The sequence below is a fragment of the Cupriavidus sp. F041 genome, assembly GCF_057814235.1.
On record NZ_JBVASY010000003.1, the window covers coordinates 91,877 to 112,101 of the forward strand.

At 65.9% G+C, this 20,225-nt stretch carries 21 protein-coding genes and 3 pseudogenes; 6 read left to right on the top strand and 18 right to left on the bottom strand.

What is annotated here, in order from left to right:
• Positions 1-20: 20 nt before the first annotated feature.
• Positions 21-1,760 (bottom strand): IS1634 family transposase, encoded by a 1,740-nt coding sequence (locus ACZY0R_RS39035; RefSeq protein ID WP_488866634.1) that lies wholly within the window; start codon positions 1,758-1,760, stop codon positions 21-23.
• A gap of 79 nt (positions 1,761-1,839) precedes the next feature.
• Between ACZY0R_RS39035 and ACZY0R_RS39040 the strand changes: the two are divergent.
• Positions 1,840-2,049, top strand: a pseudogene (locus ACZY0R_RS39040) (LysR family transcriptional regulator); the annotation flags it as partial.
• A pseudogene (locus tag ACZY0R_RS39045) lies at positions 2,049-2,261 on the top strand (LysR substrate-binding domain-containing protein); the annotation flags it as partial. The pseudogenes ACZY0R_RS39040 and ACZY0R_RS39045, both read left to right, overlap by 1 nt.
• A gap of 14 nt (positions 2,262-2,275) precedes the next feature.
• On the opposite strand, the gene ACZY0R_RS39050 reads toward ACZY0R_RS39045, so the two are convergent.
• On the bottom strand, positions 2,276-3,118 hold the full coding sequence (locus ACZY0R_RS39050; RefSeq protein ID WP_488866636.1) for a type 1 glutamine amidotransferase domain-containing protein: 843 nt from the start codon (positions 3,116-3,118) through the stop codon (positions 2,276-2,278).
• 123 nt (positions 3,119-3,241) lie between these two features.
• Between ACZY0R_RS39050 and ACZY0R_RS39055 the strand changes: the two genes are divergently transcribed.
• Positions 3,242-4,162: a LysR family transcriptional regulator gene (locus tag ACZY0R_RS39055; RefSeq protein WP_488866638.1), complete on the top strand. Its 921-nt coding sequence runs from the start codon at positions 3,242-3,244 to the stop codon at positions 4,160-4,162.
• Positions 4,163-4,221: 59 nt separating this feature from the next.
• Here ACZY0R_RS39055 and ACZY0R_RS39060 read toward each other — a convergent pair whose 3' ends face one another.
• Positions 4,222-5,202 (bottom strand): NAD(P)H-quinone oxidoreductase, encoded by a 981-nt coding sequence (locus ACZY0R_RS39060; protein WP_488866640.1) that lies wholly within the window; start codon positions 5,200-5,202, stop codon positions 4,222-4,224.
• Positions 5,203-5,599: 397 nt separating this feature from the next.
• Here ACZY0R_RS39060 and ACZY0R_RS39065 point away from each other — a divergent pair, with 397 nt between their 5' ends.
• A complete protein-coding gene (locus ACZY0R_RS39065) occupies positions 5,600-5,980 on the top strand; it encodes a VOC family protein (RefSeq protein WP_488866642.1) in 381 nt (126 codons plus the stop codon).
• 8 nt (positions 5,981-5,988) lie between these two features.
• Here the strand turns inward: ACZY0R_RS39065 and ACZY0R_RS39070 are convergent, their stop codons facing one another.
• From ACZY0R_RS39070 to ACZY0R_RS39080, 3 genes and pseudogenes are all read right to left on the bottom strand, one after another.
• On the bottom strand, positions 5,989-6,162 hold the full coding sequence (locus tag ACZY0R_RS39070; protein WP_488866644.1) for a hypothetical protein: 174 nt from the start codon (positions 6,160-6,162) through the stop codon (positions 5,989-5,991).
• A gap of 271 nt (positions 6,163-6,433) precedes the next feature.
• Positions 6,434-6,616: pseudogene (locus ACZY0R_RS39075) on the bottom strand (ISKra4-like element ISBte2 family transposase); the annotation flags it as partial.
• A 67-nt stretch (positions 6,617-6,683) separates the two neighbouring features.
• Positions 6,684-6,980, bottom strand: coding sequence for a hypothetical protein (locus ACZY0R_RS39080; protein ID WP_488866646.1), 297 nt, complete (start codon positions 6,978-6,980; stop codon positions 6,684-6,686).
• A gap of 54 nt (positions 6,981-7,034) precedes the next feature.
• Between ACZY0R_RS39080 and ACZY0R_RS39085 the strand changes: the two genes are divergently transcribed.
• The gene (locus ACZY0R_RS39085) at positions 7,035-7,346 is read left to right on the top strand and encodes a ProQ/FinO family protein (protein ID WP_488866648.1); all 312 of its coding nucleotides are present in this window, start codon (positions 7,035-7,037) and stop codon (positions 7,344-7,346) included.
• A 72-nt stretch (positions 7,347-7,418) separates the two neighbouring features.
• Here the strand turns inward: ACZY0R_RS39085 and ACZY0R_RS39090 are convergent, their stop codons facing one another.
• From ACZY0R_RS39090 to ACZY0R_RS39145, 12 genes are all read right to left on the bottom strand, one after another.
• Positions 7,419-7,631, bottom strand: a complete 213-nt coding sequence (locus ACZY0R_RS39090) for a hypothetical protein (RefSeq protein WP_488866650.1) — start codon at positions 7,629-7,631, stop codon at positions 7,419-7,421.
• Between the two features lie 126 nt (positions 7,632-7,757).
• Entirely contained in the window at positions 7,758-8,783 is a 1,026-nt protein-coding gene (locus ACZY0R_RS39095) for a D-2-hydroxyacid dehydrogenase (protein WP_488867300.1), read from the bottom strand.
• An 8-nt stretch (positions 8,784-8,791) separates the two neighbouring features.
• Positions 8,792-9,817, bottom strand: a complete 1,026-nt coding sequence (locus tag ACZY0R_RS39100) for a Bug family tripartite tricarboxylate transporter substrate binding protein (protein WP_488866652.1) — start codon at positions 9,815-9,817, stop codon at positions 8,792-8,794.
• A gap of 118 nt (positions 9,818-9,935) precedes the next feature.
• Entirely contained in the window at positions 9,936-10,826 is an 891-nt protein-coding gene (locus tag ACZY0R_RS39105) for an amidohydrolase family protein (RefSeq protein ID WP_488866654.1), read from the bottom strand.
• A 32-nt stretch (positions 10,827-10,858) separates the two neighbouring features.
• Positions 10,859-11,830 carry a Bug family tripartite tricarboxylate transporter substrate binding protein gene (locus ACZY0R_RS39110; RefSeq protein ID WP_488866656.1) on the bottom strand — a complete coding sequence of 324 codons (972 nt, stop codon included), beginning with the start codon at positions 11,828-11,830 and terminating at the stop codon, positions 10,859-10,861.
• A gap of 62 nt (positions 11,831-11,892) precedes the next feature.
• Positions 11,893-12,681, bottom strand: a complete 789-nt coding sequence (locus ACZY0R_RS39115; RefSeq protein ID WP_488866658.1) for a class II aldolase/adducin family protein — start codon at positions 12,679-12,681, stop codon at positions 11,893-11,895.
• Between the two features lie 28 nt (positions 12,682-12,709).
• A complete protein-coding gene (tcuB, locus tag ACZY0R_RS39120; RefSeq protein ID WP_488866660.1) occupies positions 12,710-13,882 on the bottom strand; it encodes a tricarballylate utilization 4Fe-4S protein TcuB in 1,173 nt (390 codons plus the stop codon).
• The gene (tcuA, locus tag ACZY0R_RS39125) at positions 13,869-15,296 is read right to left on the bottom strand and encodes an FAD-dependent tricarballylate dehydrogenase TcuA (RefSeq protein WP_488859180.1); all 1,428 of its coding nucleotides are present in this window, start codon (positions 15,294-15,296) and stop codon (positions 13,869-13,871) included. Before tcuA ends, tcuB begins: the two co-directional genes overlap by 14 nt.
• A gap of 187 nt (positions 15,297-15,483) precedes the next feature.
• A complete protein-coding gene (locus tag ACZY0R_RS39130) occupies positions 15,484-16,434 on the bottom strand; it encodes a LysR family transcriptional regulator (RefSeq protein ID WP_488866662.1) in 951 nt (316 codons plus the stop codon).
• 75 nt (positions 16,435-16,509) lie between these two features.
• Complete coding sequence (locus ACZY0R_RS39135) at positions 16,510-17,223, bottom strand: 4-carboxy-4-hydroxy-2-oxoadipate aldolase/oxaloacetate decarboxylase (protein WP_488866664.1); 714 nt, start codon at positions 17,221-17,223, stop codon at positions 16,510-16,512.
• Positions 17,220-17,993, bottom strand: coding sequence for a PIG-L deacetylase family protein (locus ACZY0R_RS39140; protein ID WP_477102002.1), 774 nt, complete (start codon positions 17,991-17,993; stop codon positions 17,220-17,222). The genes ACZY0R_RS39135 and ACZY0R_RS39140 overlap by 4 nt, the downstream gene beginning before the upstream one ends.
• A gap of 30 nt (positions 17,994-18,023) precedes the next feature.
• Positions 18,024-18,995: a tripartite tricarboxylate transporter substrate binding protein gene (locus ACZY0R_RS39145; RefSeq protein WP_488866666.1), complete on the bottom strand. Its 972-nt coding sequence runs from the start codon at positions 18,993-18,995 to the stop codon at positions 18,024-18,026.
• A 109-nt stretch (positions 18,996-19,104) separates the two neighbouring features.
• On the opposite strand from ACZY0R_RS39145, the gene ACZY0R_RS39150 reads away from it, so the two are divergent.
• A complete protein-coding gene (locus tag ACZY0R_RS39150) occupies positions 19,105-20,004 on the top strand; it encodes a LysR family transcriptional regulator (protein WP_477123443.1) in 900 nt (299 codons plus the stop codon).
• The last annotated feature ends 221 nt before the right edge of the window (positions 20,005-20,225 follow it).

Here is a 20,225-nt window from a genome sequence, read left to right on the forward strand (position 1 = left end):
GGGCTTGCTGGGTACAGGTGCTACAGAAGGGCTGCCGGGCTGATACCGAGGAGGCGGAAGGCGCGGTCCTGAATGGGCGTTGGCCGAGTGGTCATGATGATCTTGGCCTCCGGATTCAGCGGCGTGTGGCAGATGTTGTAGGTGAGCGTGGCCAGATCACCGAGCAACGTGCGCAAGCTGTGGACGGGCAGATCATCCTCGGTGCGCTTGGTGGCGTCCTTGGCTTTCGCCTGTTCCGAACGCAGTGCCTTGGCCACGGGCGAGGCACGGGAAGCGCGCGCTAGCTCGATGTATTCATCGTCAAACAGCATCGGCTTCAATTTTTCGCGCATGTGCCATTCGACGTAGTAGGCCAGCATGCACAGAAAGACATGAGCACGCACGCGCTCGGCATTCCAATGGAACACGGGGCGCACGTGCAAGTCCATGGTCTTGAGCGAACGAAACGCTCGCTCGACCGCCGCCAAGCCCTTGTAGGCCGACACGGCCGCCTCGGCTGACAGTTGCGCCGCCGGCAAACTCGTGCGCACCACATACAGGCCATCGAGTGCCGCCTCTTGCTCGATCTGTAGCGTCTTGCGCGCCCAGGCAAAGCTGGTGTCGGTGATGGTCAGCTCGAAGTGCTTGGCCATCTTGAAGCGCTCGATGACCCGGCCCACGCGCAGGGCAATCGCCTCCGTGCCCTTGAGCCGGTTGCGCGCGCGCGTGGTGGCCTCGGCAATCTTGTTGAGCTCCTGTTCGGTGGCCTGCAACAGCGCCTCGCGTTTCCTGGCCCGTTCGTCGGCCAGCAGCGGATTGCGGCACACCACCAGTCGCTCGCCAGGAAACGTTTCGCTGGTGAGCTCGATGAGGTTGCGTTCATCGAACAGCGAGGGCTGAAAGGGGCCTTGTTCGCGGGCGAGTTCAGCAACCTGCGGGGCGTGCAGGCTACTCACCCAGTCCAGTCCTGCCGGGCGCAACAGCGTGTCGATACGGGCTTGCGTCAGCATCCCCCGGTCCCCTACCCAGGCGAGCTTCTCGATGCCGAAACGGTCTTTGAGCTTCTCCACCTGAGACGCCACCGTGCTCGGATCGGCGGTGTTGCCGGCGAAGACTTCGACCGCCACCGGACACCCATGCGGCGTACAGACCAGACCGAACACGATCTGCGGCTCGTGACGCTTGCCATCGCGGCTGTAGCCGTAGGCCGCCAGGTCGCAGCAGCGCCCGGTCAGCCAGGTGGAAGTGAGGTCATAGAGCACCAGGGTGCCACCCGCCAGATGCTGCTTCGCCAGGCGCTTCTCGATGGCTTCCTGGGCCTCTCCCAGCCAGTCCAGCGCGGCGTACAACTCCTCGGGCTCCACATCGCCGATGCCGAGCATGCGCGACAGCGAATGGGCCGCGGTCTCTTGCTGCAGCATGCGGTGCGTGGCCAGCTTGGAGGCGGGCGAAATCAGGCGTGCCACCAGCAGCGCCATGACCAGGGATGGCACGCGGCCCGGCGCCGCCGCGAACCAGTGTTGCGCGCCACAGGCGTGGGCCGTACCGAGCGCGGCGGCCACATGGCCGTGCGGCAGACTGCGCTCGATCACCAGGGCCTCATCGGTCGAGGCCACGGCCGCCCCGCCGCGCAGCAAGACCTTCAAGCCCTCGATCACCTCGGGCGGCAGTGCGGACAAATTCGCCAGGGTGCGTTTCTTGACCTTGTTGCCTTCGCGATAGGACTCGCGCAGCAGGATCGCCGGCGGGGAATTGCGGTTGGGGACGTGTTCGATATACATGAACACCATTATTGGACATATTCAGCAAAAAACAAGGCTGATGTAATGTATTTACATGGGTACATATACACCCCAAAAAATAGCCGAAACCCAACGGTGGCGCGGGTTCCGGCGAGTTCAGGGACCAAAGTTTGGCCTAGACGAACTTCTCACCTCCACCATCGTGGTGGACACCGCCTCCATCACGGCGGCAGCCGAACAACTGGAGCAAACCGTCTCGGCCGTCAGCCGCGCCCTCACCCGGCTGGAAGACGAGCCGGAAAACACGCTGCTACGCCGTACCACGCGCGGGGAGAAGGCATTGCCTGCCTGGCCGACTACATGACGCAAGCGGACCGGGCCCGGGGCGACCTGGTCCAGGTGCTGATGCAGGACACCGTGGAGCTCGAGCAGCCCATCCACGCGGTCTATTACCGCAACACGTTGCTGTCCTCGCGCATTACATCCTTTCTTGACTACGTCAGCGCGCGGCTCGGGGAAACGCCCTCCGGCCGCGGCTGAGCAGACTTGGGGGCCTACTTCAGGCGTTCCATCAACTTGCCGGCAACGGCCAGTGCCGAAGCCGGGTTCTGCCCTGTGATCAACTCGCGGTCCACGACCACATGGGGCGTCCACGGCGCCACGTTGCTGCCATAGCGCGCGCCGGCCTTCTCCAGCGCCGTCTGCGGATAGAACTTCATCGCCCCGCCGTTCAGCAAGCCTTTCGCCTGCTCCTCTTCGACATTGCTGATCACCGTAAGCCGATAGCCCGCATAGATCCACGCCGGCGCGGCTTGCACATCCGCTCCGGCCTGGAGCGCTTGCACATAGCTACGCGCATCCGGCAGCGTCGATAGCAATGCAATAGGGCCATGGCAAACCAGCGCCGTGGTCTTGCCGCGTGCATGGAAGCTTGCCAGCAGCTTGCCAAGCTCCGGACTTTGCAGCAGGTCCTGCATCGGCGCATGCCCGCCGGGGATGTACACGGCATCAAAGCGGTCGTAGCCAATCTGCTCTACGCGCGACAAGCTGATCACCGGTGACTTGCCACGCGAGGTGATCTCCAGACGCTCCATCAACACCTTGTGCGCCTGGAGCGCGGCTTCATCGCCGTTGAAATACATCTTGTCGATCGATGACTTGTCCACCATAGGCGCATTGCCCCTGGGCGTAGCAAACGTGACAGCGTGGCCGGCGTCGAGCAAGCGCTTTACCGGCTGCATCAGCTCGTTCAGGTAGAACCCGGTTTCGAACACCTTGCCATCCTTCAGGTCCAGGTGATCCGAGTCGGAGAGCACCACCAGGACGTTACCGGCCTGCGCGCCAAACGCGGCCATTGCCATTACCGCACCGGCGGCAAGCTTGTGCATGTGTTTCATTTTTTTCCCGATAGGTCGAACGGTTCGCGCCGCTGCGCACGCGGCGAATGCACACACTTTATTCAAGCCGCTTGCGGCGATAAACTCCCACATAAGGAAATCACCTGTTCTTCAGAGGCAATAATGGGGCGTCGATTTGATCATCTGAGTGATGTGGAGGCGTTTATCGTGGTCGTGGAAAAGGGATCGGTCACGGCGGGGGCCATCGCGCTTTCGACCACCCCGTCGGTCATCAGCCGTGCGATTGCCCGCCTCGAGTCCCGTCTTGGCATCCAGTTATTGCGGCGTACCACCCGGCGTCTCAACCTGACCGAGGCAGGCCGTCTGTACCTGGAGAGCACCCGCGCCGCCTTCGCACTGATCGACGATGCCGAACGGGCCATCCAGGGGCAGGATGGCGAATTGACCGGGCGCGTCCGCCTCAGCGTACCGACGACCTACGGCCACTATCGGCTTCCCCCGATGCTGCGGCGCTTCACGCAGCGCTATCCTGATGTGCAGATCGAACTGAACATCACCAATCGCAATGTGGACCTGGTGGCAGAGGGGTTCGACGTCGCCATACGCATGGGTAAGCTGCCGGACAGCGGGCTGGTGGGGCGCAAGCTGGAAGATGCCGAGCTATGCGTGGTCGCCACGCCGGCCTACCTGGAGCGCGCCGGCACGCCGCAGGCCATCGGCGACCTCGCTGGCCATGCCTGCCTGCACTTCGTGATGCCCAGCACCGGCCGGGTTGGGTCCTGGGCGTTCAGGGACGACGGCGCCGATGTGGAGTGGACACCGTCGGGCGGCTTGCAGGTCTCCGACGATGTGCTTGGCGTGGTGTCGCTGGCAGAGCAAGGGCTGGGCATCTGCCAGACCTACAGGTTCATCGCGGACCAGCGCATCCGGGACGGCGTGTTCGTGGAAGTACTGGCCCATGCGCACGGACGGCCGCGGCCGTTTTCACTGGTTTTTGCGCCACATCGGCGTTTGTCGGCGGCGTCGCGCGCGTTGATCGACTACCTCGTCGGGGACACCCCGGTGCAGGATGACCCCGGCTGACACGCAAGCCCGATAGCAGGGCCGTACGACCATCGGCGGTGCAGCCCTGGACGTACCTGCTACGCCACCTTGAGCAGGATCTTGCCGGCGTGCGTGCTCGACTCCATCAACGCATGCGCCTTGCCGGCATCGGCAAGCGGCATCACGCAATGAATGAGCGGCAGGCACCGGCCCTGGTCCAGCACGGGCCAGAACGCGTCGTGCAAACCCGCGATCAGCGCCGCCTTGTTTTCCGGGGTGCGCGCCCGCAGCGTGGAGCCCGTCATCTTGAGTCGCTTGAGCATAACCGGCAGCAGGTCGATATCGACACGGCTGCCCTCGAGGAACGCGATCTGGACCAGCGAGCCGTCCAGCGCCAGCGCGCGCAGGTTCATTTCGATGTAGCGCCCGCCCACCATATCCAGCACCACATCGACGCCCTGGCCCTGCGTTACCTCGGAGACGACGTCATTGAAGTCCTGCTCGCGGTAGTTGATCAAATGCGTGGCGCCGTGCTGCCGGCAGATCGCCAGCTTTTGCGCATTGCCGGCGGTGACGATGACCTCGGCGCCAAGCTCGCGGGACATCTGGATGGCTGTAATGCCGATGCCGCTGCTGCCGCCATGGATCAGGATGGTCTTGCCCCGCGACACCAGCTTGCCGGCGAACACGTTGGCCCATACCGTGATGTAGTTTTCCGGTAGCGCCGCCGCTTGCTCCAGCGTCAGCCCTGTGGGCACCGGCAGACAATGCCGCGCGTCGGCGACACAGAATTCCGCGTAGCCGCCACCGTGCGTCAAGGCGCAGACTCGATCGCCGACTTTCCACTGCGTGACCGATTCGCCTACCTGCTCGACCGTGCCCGAAATCTCCAGGCCCAGGTACGGGCATGCGGACGGCGGCGGATTGTACAACCCTAGCCTTTGCAAAACGTCCGGGCGGTTGACGCCGGCGAACGCCACGCGGACCAGCACTTCGTGGGCGGCTACCGCGGGGGTGTGGGCTTCCTTCAAAACCAGCGTATCCGCCCCGGTTCCCGGGCCATGACTGATGAACTTCATCGAGACATCCTTTGCCTGAAAAGGCGTTCCTTGTCCAAGAGAGACGACAACACAAGACGTACGGCAGGCTTCCAGCCGGATACCAATGTTGACGCCAATAGAATATATCATGCATCATATCTTCTTGCGCGGCGACACTACGGCTGGCGTGAAGGCCAGGCATTGGCCGACCATGCCTGACGGCCTACCCGGATTCAGGGATCAAAAGGAAGGAATCGATCTGGACGGATTTGGACGAAACGCCCGGGAGAACCGGGCGCCGCCCTTGTGAAAGATCGATGAAGACGGCTCCTCTGCCCCATCGCTTAGACTAACGGCACTGGGGGCACTGAGGGAACTGACGATATTTACCGTAACGATAGGGCGCCCCTGGGCTCCTGCAGAATAGGAGCAATGCATGGCGATTGCCGGAATGAACCACTTCACCGTACTCACCGCGGCGCTGGAAGACAGCGTGGCGTTCTATACCAACGTGCTTGGCTTCGAGACCGGTGAGCGCCCGCCGTTCTCGTTTCCGGGCGCGTGGCTCTATGCGGCTGGCGCGCCCATCATTCACCTGGTCGCGAAAGACGAGCTACCGGTATCCACCGCGGGTGTGCTGGATCACATGGCATTCAGCGCGACCGATCTCCCCCGCGTCGCGCATCATCTGCGGCAGCTGGATGTTCCGTTCAACCTCGGGCGGCAGCCGGGCACCGGCATCTGGCAACTGTTCCTGCACGACCCCAACGGCGCCAGGATCGAGCTGGATTTCGATCCGCAGGAGCCGGCGCCCTGAGCACTGCGCTATCGATCGAGCGCGCCGCGCACTGCTGCTTCGAACCTTGGATCCAGCACCGCGCCCACATTGAAGCGCGACCACGGCGACGTCGCCTCGGAGTCCACGCGGAAGACGCCGCCAGGGGCGATCACGACTTTCCGCGGGAGCAGCCGTTCCGCCAGCACCAGTGAATCGTCCACATTCGGAAGCGCCCCCAGAGGTACAAGCTCTGCTCCGTCCTCGCAAGAATGCGGGCGTCCAGCCTGTCGAACAGCGCCAGCGCCTTGTCGGTCGCCTCCGCCAGACGTAGACGAGAGCGTGCAAAAGTTAGGGAGGCCTATTTCGTCAGGCGCCCTGGCTTGCGGCGAGGATGTCACGGTTAATTCTGTTCGTTGGCCGGTGCCGGTTTGGCAATGCTGGCCCGATGGATTTGCTGTGACGCGAGGCGGTGATCTCGAGCGCCGAGATGCGGTCGGGTGAGAGTTCCCCGTTCAAAACCGCGACCCTGACCTGCACCATGCAGTGCGCCCCTTCGTCCGTCCAGCGCATTTGTCGCTTCTTGGCCATGCGATGGCTGACGACCTGGTTCACCGCGGACTCCGCGATGCTACTGCTGATCGGCAGGCCCTTTCGATGCCGAGCGCCGTAGTTGACCAGCGCATGCGCGTTGTTCCTCAGGTACCAGGAGACTTTATCCAGGTTCCACCACAGCGTGCTGAATTCATACCCCGTCCTCGTCAGCAGTCGAGCGTCCAATGCCTTGATGCGCTCCAACGCTTTGCGGGCCCTTGCCATGCCAGACCAGCCACTTGGCGTGAGTGATTTCGGTCTCCATCGACTCTCGTTCCAGTGAGTCGATCATCTTGCTGCCGAACACGGAACGCTGCGCCGCGTTGAACTTCATGGCGATGTGGAACCAATCGAGAATCCTGCCGCGAGCAAGCTGACTGCCCTGGACGGTCTTCTCAAATTCACCGGCGTCGTCGCTGATCACGGTCACGCGTTCATCGGTCGCCACACCGTTTCGACTGAGGAACTGGTCGAGTCGCGCTGCAGCCGAGGTGACTTCCCGGTGCACATAGGCATAGAACTTTGGCGGACTGTCGGTGAACGTCGCTCGCCCGGCGACGAGATCTTTGAGGACCTCGTCCAGCACGCGCAGGAACTTGGCCTGACGGAGCCGGTATTGCGCGACGCGATCCGGACCTGGTGCAGCGGCACTCGCTACTGGACCTGTCTGATAGAAGGTGCCCCGCGCGCGGATCTGGCAGGGCAGGAGGCGGGACACGTTGCACTGGCGGATGCGAGCCGGGCGCAGCAGCTGCAAGCCCATCGTGCGGCGCGAGCGTTATCCCTACACGCGACTGCGCCGAAGCCCAACTGATCTGTGACGGGCGTGCCGTGCCACCGGCGCGGGGTTCGTGCGCCAACGAAGCGCATCCAGCGCATCGCACGCTCAAGAGCGAGCTGCAGCGCCAATGAACTGGGAGACCTGCTCGTTCAAGACCACTGTCTGAAGCTGTTGCAGCAGTGCATGCGTCTCGCGGATGAACAAGCCCAGGCCAGAGCCGGATGCAAAATCGGCCTTGCGCTCGATCACGCCGACCGTGATCCTCTTGGAGGGCTGCGCTCCCTCCCCTTCAATGCAGGCCCGGATCGAGATGCACATGGAGGCTCTCCGATAGTGTCAGTAGACAATACTCTCTTTACTGACGGATTCCCCTCCTCCTTTTGGCCACTCCCGCGCGAGGCGTGTCGCGCTTCCAAATGCCTGCCCTGTAGCCAGCCTGCCAGCTCAGGCAACCAGGTTGCGTAAACCCTCGCCCGCCTGCCAGCGCCTCAAGTTGTCCAGAAAGATGCCCGCCACACGCGCGGCATTCCCATCCGAGAAGCCTGCGCTATGCGGCGTGGCAATGACGTTGGGCAGCGTCCACAGCGGCGAATCCGCCGGCAGCGGCTCGTGCGCGAACACATCCAGATAGGCGCCAGCGAGGCGTCCGGCTCGCAGCGCCTCGATCAGCGCGGACTCGTCCACCACCTCGCCGCGCGCCACGTTGACCAGCCTGGCACCCACAGGCAGCAACGCTAGCGCGGCGGCATCCACCAGCCCGCGCGTTTGCGGCGTCAGCGGACACGCCAGCAATAGCCAGTCTGTACGCAGCAACACGCTGCGCACCGCATCGAATGCCACCGTTTCGTAGCCAGGGCCGGCCGGCACGGCGCTCTGCCGTACCACGATCACCTTCATCCCCAGCGTCAGCAGCAGCCTGCCGAGCAGTTGGCCTATCGGGCCCCAGCCGACGATGGTGGCGGTCTGCCCGGCTAAGTCGCGTGGCAGGCCCGAGCCGATCAGGGGGGCCCACACGCTATCACGCTGCGCGGCCAGCATCTGCGGGAAATGCCGCGCCAGCGCCAGCAGCCCGGCCAGCGCGGTCTGCGCCACCACGCCCGCGTTGGCGCCCGACGAAGTCGTCACCGTCACGCCGCGCGCGCGCAACACGCCAAAGACCGCGCGGTCCGCGCCGGCCGAATGGGTATGCACCCAGCGCAGCCTGAGGCTTGCCAGCATGGCGTCATAGAAGCGCCGGGTAGCAGGCAGGATTTCATGCTTGGTGGACAGGCCAGTGACGTCGCGCGAGACAAAGGCGATATCGGCATCCAGTTCGGACGACACGGCTTCGCCTTGCCCGGAACGCGCTACCACCGGCACGAAAACTGCTCCACCAAGCGCAGCGCCGATATCCTCGCCATATTGCTGCAAGGCCGCCTCCGACAGCAGGATCCGCAAGGGTTGCGCGGCTGCAGGGTTACTAGTATTCATGTTCATGCTTATTCCAGGGAAGCACCCGAATCGCGCACCACCACTTTCCATTTCGCGTATTCCTTGTGCGTGAACTTGCCGAATTGCTCCGGCGAGCCACCCACGGGGTCGGCCCCTTCCCGCACCATCTGCGCCTGCAGCGAAGGCAGGGCCTCGTTGATTGCCTGGTTCAGCTTGGCGATCACAGGCTTGGGCGTGCCCTTGGGCGCGAACACGCCGAACCAGGAGCCGGCTTCGAAGCCGGGGAAGCCTTTTTCCGCCACGGTGGGCACATCCGGCAGCGACTGCGAACGGCGCGCACTGCTCACCGCCAGTGCGCGCAGCTTGCCGACCTTGATATGGGCGATGACCGACGGGATCGTAGCAAACATGAACTGTACCCGACCGGACAGCAGATCGTTGAGTGCATCGGCGCCCTTGAATGGGATATGGGTAGCCTCGGTCCCGATACGCTGCGTCAGCATGAAGCTGGAGAGCTGCGACGACGTACCCACGCCGGTGGAACTGTAGTTGAGTTTGCCGGGATTGGCCTTGACGTAGGCGACGAACTCCTCGAAACTCCTGGCCGGCAGTGAGGGATGCACCACCAGCACGTTCGGCACGTCGGCAATCTGCACCACCGGCACCAGGTCGGTGAGCGGATCGTAGTTCAGGCGCTTGTAGAGCGTCTGGTTGATCGAGATCGGGCCAACCGAGGTGACCAGCAGCGTGTAGCCATCGGCCGGCGCGCGCACCACGGCCTCGGTGCCGATATTGCCGCCGGCGCCCGGACGGTTGTCGACCACAAACGATTGCTTGAAGCGCTGGGCCAGCACCTGGCTGACGCTGCGCGCCAGGATATCGGTGGTGCCGCCGGCGGTGAACGCCACCACCACGCGCACCGGTTTGGCGGGGTAGTCATTGCCGGCGGAGTGGGCGTTGACGGCCCCGACGCACGTCAGCAAGCCAGCGAAGGCGGTCAGCGCCGCGCGTGCCCGCCGCGCGGCGGACCGCGATGCGAGGGTCGTGGAAATGGTTGGGGCAAAACAATGCATGGTGTCTCCTATGGACGGCCGGCGTCGGGACGCACCGCGTCCGCCGTGTGTTCTGCATGACCGGCGCCGCCGAAGCCGGCACCGCCGGGTGTGAAGGGCCTGGGGGCTAAGCGCGCGCTTAGCCGAAGCCGTACAGGCACGCCGGGTTGCTCACCAGCACGCGCTGGCGCACCTCGGCATCCGGTAGCCACCGCGCCAGCAGGTTGAACAGCATGCCGTCGTCGGGCACCTGGCGCGCCTCGAAGTAATTGATATGCGGCCAGTCCGAGCCCCACACCACGCGCTCTGGATTGGCCGCGAGCAGCGCGGCGGCGAATGGATCGACATCGGCATAGGGTGCACCCGCCGCGCTCAGGCGATCGGCCCCTGATATCTTGGTCCACGCCGCACCCTCGGCCAGCAGCGCGCACAGCGACTGGAAGCCTGGATCGGCCACGCCGCGCGCAGTGGACATGCGGCCCATGTGGTCGATCACCAGCGGCACGCCTAGCGCGCGCAGGCGCGGGGCAAGCGCCGGCAGGTCCGGCGCGTGGATCCAGATCTGCGCGTGCCAGCCGCGCTCGGCCAGGCGCGGCGCGAGCGCTTCCAGCACCTCAAGCCCCACGCCGTTGCGGTACACCGCGTGGCCTTCCACCTGGTACAGGTTAATGCGGATGCCACGCACGCCGGCCGCGTGCCAGTCGTCCAGTTCGGCATCGCTGGTATCGGGCGCCGGCACGGCGATGCCGCGCAGGCGGTCCGGGTAGCGCCGCAGTGCCTCCAGCACGGAGCCGTTGTCGGTGCCGCAGGCGCTGGCGGTGACCAGCACGCCGCGCGCAAGACCGAGCTGCTCCAGGTGAGCGATGAATGCCTCGGCCGGGTGCTCGGCGGGTGTATAGCTGCGCTCGGCGGCCAGCGGAAAGCGCTGGTAAGGCCCGAACACATGGGCGTGGCTGTCGCAGGCGCCGGCAGGGGCACGGAAGGCAGGCGCAGTGAAATGGTCCAGCGGAGGCAGGCAGGGTCGGGTCATGATGGTGGCGGTTTTTGGGGGCGAGATACGGCTTAGTCGGCTTTCAGCCGCCCGGAAGCGGCCAGCGCCTGCGCACGCACATCCTCGCGCTGCAGTGTTTGCAGCAGCTCCTGGGGGCTCGAGCTGCGCGCAACGCTGCCGACGTTCAGCAGCCGGCTCTTGACGCTGTCCTCGGCCAGTGCCTTGCGCAGCGCCTTGCTGAGCGTCTCGATGGCTGCAGCCGGCGTCCCCGCCGGCGCCAGCAAGCCGGTTGCGGTAGTGGCTTCGAAATTCACCAGGCCGGCCTCGCGCAAGGTCGACACGGTAGGCAGGGTGGCGTCCCGCTCGCGCGACATCACCGCCAGCACGCGCAGTGCACCGGCCTGGATATGCGGCGCGGAACTGGTGAGCTGGTCCACCACCATATCGATCTGCCCGCCCATCAGGTCCATCAGCGCGGGGGCCGACCCCTTGTACGGCACTTCGTTGAGCTTGATGCCGGCAGCGTCTTCCAGCTGCAGCGTGGCCACGTGGTTGGTGGTGCCGGGCCCAGCATGGCCAGCGGCAACCTTGCCGGGGTTGGCCCGTGCATAGGCCAGCAGCGCCTTGACATCCGCGAAGCGTTTGTCGCTGCCCTTGACCACGATCACCAGTGTGGTGGTGGACACCAGCCCGACCGGCTGGAAGCTCGCCAGGCTGAAGGCGGTACGGGTCATGCGCGGCAATACCACGATGGCGTTCGGCGTCGTCACCAGCAGCATGCTGCCGTCGGCCTCGGCGCGGGATACCGCGGACGCGCCTAGCACGCCGCCCGCCCCTGGCCGGTTGTCGACGATCACATTGCGCCCCAGCGCCTGTTCCATGGCCGGCGCCAGCGCGCGCGCCACCACGTCGAGATTGCCGCCGGGGGCGAACGGCACTACCAGGGTCACCGGCTTGTTCGGCATCGCCTGGGCACGGGCGGCTGCTACCCACGGGGCAACGCCCAGCGCCAGTACCTGCGCCAGCATGTGTCTTCTGTTCATCTTGTCTCTCCGTCCGTCTTTTATTTCTATATCTTGCCGCTGCGGGGCACCGGAGCCTGGCTTCAGTCGCGGAAGCTCGGATCCAGCCGGTCCAGCTTGCGCAGCAGCGCCGGCCACTCCATCACACCGTAGGGGCGGCGCGTCCCGGGCTGGTAGTTGTTCCAGGTTTCCTGCAGCACGTCGGCACCCACCTCGCGCAGCGGCGTGTTACACGACATCGCGCCGATCTGCGCGCGGCAGGCCAGCTCCAGCCGGTGCATCCAGTTGAAGGCTTCGCCAATGGTATTGCCCACGGTGAGCGCGCCGTGGTTGCGCAGGATCAGGGCCTCGCCCTTGCCGAGGTCTTCGAGCAGCGAGGCCTGTTCGGCGGTGTCGAGGACCACGCCCTGGTAGTCGTGATAGCCGATCTTGAGGAAACGCATGGCGGTCTGCGTGAGCGGCAGCAGCCCGCAGTCCAGCGACGACACCGCCATCGAGGCCCAGCTATGTGTGTGGATCACGCAAGCCACCTCCGGGCGCGCCTCGTGCACGGCGCTGTGGATCACATAGCCAGCCTTGTTGATGCCGTAGTTGAGCGCGCCGAAATCCGGCTTGGCGAGAATATTGCCGGCATGGTCCACCTTGATCAGGCTGGAGGCGGTGATCTCCTCGTACATCATGCCGTAGGCGTTGATCAGGAAGGCGCCCTCTTCGCCGGGCACGCGCACCGAGATATGGTTGGCCATCATGTCGGCCATGCCGTACAGCTCCACCAGCCGGTAGCAGGCGGCCAGGTCAACGCGCGCCTGCCATTCGGCTTCGCTGCACTGGTCACGCATCGAGGAAATGCTGAGCACTCCGGGTTTTGTCATGATGGGATCTCCTTGGGTACTTGGGTATTCAGTCCGAACCGAGCGACAGGTTGCCCGGCCGGCGTTTTTCGATATTCCATTTCAGCAGCGCCGCGCTGCGATAGATGCCGTGCGCGAACTTGCCGTAAGGCAGGGTCAGGAACAGTGCCATCACCACGCCCAGGTGCACTGCCAGCAGCAACGCCATGGCCGATGTATCGCGCCACGCCAGCAGCGCCAGACCGGTCAGGCTGGTGAAAAACAGCAGCGCGATAAAGCCCCGGTCCATCGGCTTCTGGGCCGCGTCGCCTGTGCGCGGATCGCGCCTCAGGTTGAGCCAGAGCAAACCGGCGGGACCAACCAGCAGGCCGATACCGCCTGCCGTGCCGAGCAGCACCGGCAAGCTGCCCGGCGCATACGGCGCGTGCAGGTCCAGCAGGTAGTGGTACAGCGTGGCCGCCGCCGTGGCGGCAAAGCACAGCATGAAGCCATAGAAGGTGAAATGGTGGAAGCGCCTGCGCCACAGGGTGAACGCGTCGTCCGCGTTGTTGCAGCCCTGCCCGTGGCCGCCATCGAGGTAGCGCAGCCGCAGCGCGTCGTGCGCCGCGCCGCCGATGGCCGGACCGCGTTTCTCGCCCTCGACCTCGCCGGGCGACACCTTGCGCCAGAAGCGCGCCACCCCCACGCCCAGCGCCGCCACGGCGAAGGCGAACACCACGCCGAACATCGCCGCGAGCAGGTTGTGCGGGAAGATGGCATAGAAGTTGCCGGCCAGCGGCGCGTGCAGCAGGCTGCCGCGCATCGCCAGCACCATCACCAGGAACAGCGCCAGCCCGGCCGCCAGCGCCAGCGCAGTGGCCAGGCCGGCGCGGCGGTACAGGCCACCGAAGGCGGCGGGCCAGGCGTAGTCGGAATACGTCTGCGCACGCACCCTGGCCATGGCCTGCGGCACATTGACCGCGAACTCGTGCGGTGGCGCGTACTGGCACGCGTGGTAGCAGGCGCCGCAGTTGTGGCACAGGTTGGACAGGTAATGGATGTCGGCCTTGCCGAATTCCAGCCGGCGCGTCATGGCCGGAAACACGGCGCAGAAGCCTTCGCAATAGCGGCAGGCATTGCAGATCTGCATGACGCGGCCAACCTCGGCCTCGTCCCCGGTGAGCGGCAGCACGCCCTGGGCCAGCGCCGCCGCTTCGCGCGTCAGCGCTTCAAGATGTTGCATGCTGCTCTTCCTGTAGTGCGTTCTGAGCGGGCCGCCCGAGAGCGGCTGCTGCGGCCTGGGTGCCGGCGATGCGGCCGAAGGCGGTGCCGATGGCCATGCCGACGCCTGCCGTATAGCCCTTGCCGAGCACGTTGCCAGCCATCATCTCGCCGGCCACGAACAGGTTGGCGCTGGGCTTGCCGCCGAAGTGCACGGCGGCGTGCTCGTTCACCCTGAGCCCGAGGTAGGTGAAGGTGATGCCGGGACGCAGCGCATAGCCGAAGAACGGCGCGGTATCGATGGGCCGCGCCCAGTGGGTCTTGGCCGGTGCGATGCCCTCGGTGTGGCAGTCGTCCAGCACCGTGTGGTCGAAGGTGCCGACGCGGCAGGCCGCGTTGTACGCCTCGATGGTGCGCACGAAGGTGGCCTCGTCCAGCCCGAGCTGGCGCGCCAGTTCCGGCAGCGTATTGGCGCGCGCGCCCGGGAACACCGGTGGCATGAAACGGCCCACGGCCTTGGCGTCGATGATCGAATAGCCGATCTGCCCCGGCTGCTGCGCCACCAGCCGCCCCCAGATGGCGTAGCGCTTCGGCCAGAAATCCTCGCCCTCGTCGTAGAAGCGTTCGGCGTTACGGTTGAGCATCACGCCCAGCGAGACGCAGTCCACCCTGGTGCAGATGCCGCCGTCGTACAACGGCGCGCGCGCGTCGATGGCCACGCAGTGCGATTGCGACGGATCGCCGATGGCGTCGGCGCCGGCCGCGATCATGTGCTTCAGCAGCACGCCCATATTGAAACGCGTGCCGCGGATCAGGAAGTTGTCGGCCGGCCAGTCGCCGTCGGCGTTCTGGCCCCAGGCCTCGCGCAGCCACTCGCGGTTGGACTCGAAGCCGCCGGCGGCCAGCACGCAGCTGCGCGCCTCGATGCGCTCGCTGCCAATGCGGGCGGCGACGAAGCGGCCGCCGTCCAGTTCGATGGCGTCCACCGCCGCGTTGTAGCGCACCTGCACGCCAAGCGCCTCGGCACTGCGGAAGTACGCATTGACCAGCGCCTTGCCTCCGCCCATGAAGAAGGCATTGGTGCGCGCCACATGCAGCGCGCCCGACAGCGGCGGCTGGAAATGCACGCCGTGGCTGCGCATCCAGTCGCGGCAGGTGGAGGAGGCGCGGATCGCCAGCCGGGCAAGGCGCTCGTCGGTGAGGCCGCCGGTGACCTTGAGCAGATCCTGCCAGTACTCCTCTTCGGGATAGGCATCGATCAGCACGTCTTGGGGCGCATTGTGCATGCAGCGCAGGTTGCGGGTGTGCTGGGAGTTGCCGCCGCGCCATTCGCGCGGGGCCGCCTCGAGCAACAGCACGCTGGCGCCCGCTTCGCGCGCCATCAGCGCGGCGCACAGGGCAGCGTTGCCACCGCCAATGACCAGGACATCGATCATGGGCGAATGCCTCCGGCAAGACTGAAGGAAGTTGGCGGGGACTGCTCCCGGATTCGAATATTGGAAAGCACGATAGGGGTTCCGGTGGGGATGCCCGCAATGTAGCGGCCCGCCGGCGCGCTGCTAAGTCCTCTTATCGCATGGGGGCATCACGAATCGTGATACCCCGGCCCTGCCCCGCCGCGTCTCAGCCCTCCGGCCCCAGCAGCCGCGCGCCCCGCCAGGCGCCCGAGCGCACCAGCTCGCGGGCGCAATCGGCCAGCACCACGCGCGAGGCCAGCGCGGCGGGCGACAGCTCATCGTCAGAGAGGCTGCACAGCACGTTCTGGCGCCGCACCTTGGGATCGGCGATCTCGGCCAGGTGGAAGCGCTGCCGGGCATCGGCATAGCGCCCCACCGCGGCCCAGGGCTGCAGGGTGCCACCGAAGCCAAGGTCGACCGCGTCCATCAGCATGGCGAGAGAATCCACCTCCTGCACCACCTGCGGCACGATCTTCACGCGGGAGAAGGCCGCATCGAGGGTGCTGCGCAGGCCGTGCAGGCCGGTGGGCATGATCAGCGGCACGTCCTGCAACTGCGCCATGCGCAGCCGCGCGGGCGCATCGGCATCGACGCCGGGAGGCAGCACCTTGCGCGAGCGGATCAGGAACAGGGTTTCTTCCAGCAGCGGCATCACGCTCCACCGCCGCGCCACATGGGTATCGAACAGGACGGCGAGGTCAAGCTGGCGGGCATTGAGCATGGCACTGAGGTGGCCGGACAGACTCTCCACCATATGCAGGCGCACATCCGGATAGCGCTCGCGCATGGCGCGCATCAGCGGCACGCCGATCACCGACGCGGTGGTGGGTGCCAGGCCGACGCTGACCGTGCCGGACAGCCGTGCGTGGTGGGCGGCGCGCTTGGCCTGCTCCGCATGGCGCAGCGCCAGCTGGGCTTCGCGAAAGAAGGCCAGGCCGGCTTCGGTGGGCGCGACACCGCGCGTGGTCCGGAGCAGCAACCGGGTCGAGAGTTCGCTCTCCAGCCGGCTGATCTGCTGACTCATGGCAGACTGCACCATATCGAGATCGAGCGCAGCGCGGCTCATGCTGCCGAGTTCCACCACCCGGACAAAGTACTGAAGCTGGCGCAGTTCCATCTGGCTCCTTCCCGATGCCTGGATGCTTGTCTGCGTCGCTTATACCAGATGCGGCCGCGCCGAGCGACGTCGGGCTCACGCCTCGTCGAAACCGCTATACCAGTCCACGGTCTCATCCGAGTAGGTCAGACCCTTGGCCGCCAGCGCCTCGCGCATCTTGTACATGTCCAGGCCGAGCACGCCGGAGGCCAGCGTGGCCCGCTTGCCCGCTTCCATGGCCTCGCGCTCGGCGGCGCGGCGTGCGGTCTCGGCGGCCAGGGGTCGCGGCACCACCACCACGCCGTCGTCGTCGGCCACGATCACGTCGCCGGGCCGCACGTTGGCGCCGGCGCAGATCACCGGGACATTAACCGCGCCGACGGTCTCCTTGACCGCGCCCTGGGCGGAAACCGCCCGCGACCAGACCGGGAAGCCCATGGCATTGAGCGTGGCCACGTCGCGCACGCCGCCGTCGATGACCAGGCCACGCGCGCCCCGCGCCTTGAGCGAGGTCGCCAGCAGATCGCCGAACAGGCCATCGGTGCAGTCGCTGACCAGCGCCACCACCAGCACGTCCCCGGGCTGCACCATCTCCACCGCGACGTGGATCATCCAGTTGTCACCCGGGTGCATCAGCACCGTCACGGCGCTGCCGGCAATGGCTACGCTGGACTGTATCGGCCGCAGATAGGGCTTCATCAGTCCCGTGCGGCGCTGCGCCTCATGCACAGTGGCCACGCCTGCGGCACCCAGCACCTCGATGTCCGCGGCAGCGGCGCGCAGAAAATTGCGATAGGCGACGGTCCTCATGCCAGGCTCTCCGATACTTGCGGGAACACGCGTGCATAGCCCTCGCCGTACTTCACCTTGCGATCGGAATTGCGCGTGGCCTGGGCGCCGCGCTGCAGCGCCACCCGCGTGTAGTACTCCCACAGGTGCTCCTGCGCCGCCATGGTGGCGAAAGCGCGCTGCTTCTTCTCCCAAACGGAAGAAATGTCGAGCAGCAAATCGGGTTTCCAGTTGCACTGCTCGGGCTGGTGCGGCTCGAACAGGAATACCGGCGGCGCGCCGATCACCGGCACTTCAGGCTTGTAGCCATGCGCCTGGGCGATGACGCGCGCTTCCTGCGCCACGTGGGTGGCGAGAGGATGGTCGAAGTTATAGATGTCCTCGCGCGAATGGCTCAACACCAGCTCCGGCCGCAGTTCGCGGTAGAGGTCGGCAAGGCGCAGCAACGCCGCGTCGGTCACGCGCAGGGGGTAATCGCCGAGGTCGAAGCACTCCAGTGTGGCGCCGAGGATGTCGGCGGCCTGCTGCGCTTCTTCAAGCCGCGCGGCCTTGACGCGCTCCATGGTCATACCCGGCTGGCGCCACATCTTGGCGGACTCGCCGCGTTCGCCAAAGGACAGGCAGACGATCTTGACGTGGTAGCCGCGCTCGGCATACAGCGCGATGGCGCCGCCGGCGCGCCAGACGAAGTCGGCGGCATGCGCGCTGACCACCAGGATAGAGGGACGCTTTGCGTCGGCTTGCGCGTCGGCCGGAGCCGGGGATTGCGCTTGGGCGTGGATGTCTGACATGGGGATTTCCGTTGGGTCGCGTGGAAGGCTTCAGTCGGCCGTGATCCCCGCCTTGCGGATCACGCCGTTCCAGGTTGAGATTTCGTTGCGCACAAACTGGCCGAAGGCTTCCGGGGTGCCGGGCAGGATGGTGACACCCAGTTGCATGAGCTGCTTGCGCACGTCCGGGTCGGCCAGCGCCGTATTGGCAGCGGTGTTGAGTTCACGCACGACAGCGGGCGGCGTCTTGGCCGGCGCCACCAGTCCCCACCAGACAGAAGCGGTGAAGCCCGGCAGGCCTTGCTCGCGCGAGGTTGGCACACCCGGCAGCAGCGGCGCACGCTGGTCGCTCGCCACCGCGATGGCGCGCAGGGTGCCGGCGCGGATATGCGTGATGACTTCGAGCGGGTTGATCGGCATGAACGTGATGCGCTCGCCCAGCAGGTCGGTGATGGCTGGCGCGCCGCCCTTGTAAGGCACATGCAACACGTCGATGTGCGCCGCTTCCTTGAACAACTCGCCGGCGAGATGGCCGGAGCTGCCGTTGCCGGCCGAGGCATAGCTGAGCTTGCCGGGCTGCGCCTGCGCCTGGGAGACCAGGTCCTTGAGCGAGGTCACACTGGATTTGGCCGGCACCACCAGCACCAGCGAGGCCTGGCCAATACGCGCCACCGGCGTGAAATCGCGGGTCGGGTCGAACGGCAGCTTGGCAAACAGCGCGGCATTGGTGGCCAGGCTGTTGGAGGCCATCATGATGGTGTAGCCATCCGGCGCGGCCTTGGACACCGCGTCCATGCCGATATTGGTGCTGGCGCCCGGGCGGTTGTCGACAATGATGGGCTGCTTGAGCAGCACGCTCATCTTCTGGCCAACCGAACGCGCCACGATGTCGACAGCGCCGCCCGCCGCGTAGGGCACGACCAGCCGGATGGGCTTGGCGGGGTAGGTCTCGGCGCCGGTGGCGGCAGCGCCCAGCGACAGCGCGGCGGCCAGCAAGCCGGCTAGGTAAGGTCGGCGCAGCATTCTTGTCTCCTGTGGTCCGGTTTCATTCGTTTGCGTGCATTTTGGCCAACCGTCGTGATACTGTCTAATATGTTTTCAAACCGCTTGTTATTGCACTTCGATATAACCGATGGACTTTCGCCAACTCCGCTATTTCGTCGCCGTGGCCGAAGCGCTGAGCTTCAGCGAGGCCGCGCGCAAGCTCCATATCAGCCAGCCACCGCTGAGCACCCAGATCAAGGCACTGGAAGACGAACTTGGCAGCCCCTTGCTCGACCGCTCCCGCCACCATGTGGCGCTGACGCCGGCGGGCACGCTGTTCCTCGACAAGGCAAAGGCGGCGCTGGGCAACTTGGAGCAGGCCCGCGAGGTGGTCAAGCAGGTTGCCGCCGGTGAGGCGGGCGAGATCCGGGTGGCCTTCACCGCCTCTGTGCCCATGCAGAATGTTTTCCCGCGCGCCGTGCAGCAGTTCCGCCTTGGCCACCCACGCGCCATGCTGGAACTGGTGCATATGTCCACCGGGCAGCAGTTGCAGGGGCTGGAGAAGGGAGAGATCGAGATTGGCTTCCTGCGCCCTTCGCCCCAGTTCTACCCGCCCGCCAGCATTACCGTGCACGAGGTGCTGGCCGACCGCCTGGTCGCCGTGTTGCCGGCCTCGCATGCGCTGGCGATAGCGGACGATGACAGTGGACTCGACATCGGCGCGCTGTCCGCCCAACCCTTTCTGCTGTTCCCGCGAGGGCTGGGGTGCGGGCTGTTCGATCATGTCACCACGCTGTGCAACCGCGCGGGCTTTGCGCCGCGCATCGGCCAGGAAGCGCGCGAGGCCACGACCATCATCGGTTTGGTGGCGAGCGGTGCCGGGGTCTCAGTGCTGCCGGAGATTTACTCACGCACCGGCATTCCGGGCGTGGCGTACCGCCGGCTGGCCGGCCCCGACGCGGCCAGCCGGGTGCTGGTAGCGCATCGCGCGGGCGCGTTGTCGCCCATCATGCGCAAGTTCTTGGCTTTTTTTGAGGTTGGCGCCTAATGGAAGTAGCTGCCGATCACGGCACGGTGAAGGAGAAGTGCGCAAGCGGTAGCCGCGACATCACCGGGACCACGGCCGCATCTTAGATCTGGGCGAGTTCGGCCTGCAGGAAGCGGCGCACCGCCGGATCGGCTTCGATTCCGATGGCTCGCCGGTAGGCTTCGGCAGCCCCGTTTGCAGGCTGCCGGCCCGGGCAAGCTGCGCGTCCGGCTTTCCGTTGT